This window comes from Vibrio sp. 10N.222.48.A3 (assembly GCF_041475345.1).
GTDB classification, from domain to species: Bacteria; Pseudomonadota; Gammaproteobacteria; order Enterobacterales; family Vibrionaceae; genus Vibrio; species Vibrio tasmaniensis_A.
This window is the reverse complement of record NZ_JBFRVX010001489.1, coordinates 1-341: the sequence shown is the minus strand read 5'-3', so window position 1 is coordinate 341 and position 341 is coordinate 1. Positions and strand designations below refer to the sequence as shown.

Sequence of the window (341 nt, the reverse complement as noted above, 5' to 3'; positions counted from 1 at the left end):
AATTACGAAAGTACCATTGTCAGTCATAAGCGGAATTTCGCCCATGTAGACTTCTTGTTCTTTAATGTCTTTTACAGTACCTGCTGGTGCATCTCGATCAAAGATAACTAGACGTAGTTTTACGCGTAGTGGCTTTGAGTAAGTAACACCGCGGATTTGACATTCTTTAACGTCAAAAACTGGCTCACCAAGACGGTAGCTAACGTATTGCAGCTCAGAATTGCCGTTGTAGCTCTGAATTGGAAATACAGAACGGAAAGCAGCTTCAAGACCGTATTGACCTTCAGGATCCTGTTCGATGAATTTGTCGAAAGAATCAAGCTGGATCGATAACAGGTATG

At 41.9% G+C, this 341-nt stretch carries 1 protein-coding gene; it reads right to left on the bottom strand.

The window, feature by feature from the left end:
• Window positions 1-341: hypothetical protein (locus tag AB4653_RS27310; protein ID WP_372105807.1), on the bottom strand; the 341-nt coding region annotated here is incomplete at both ends.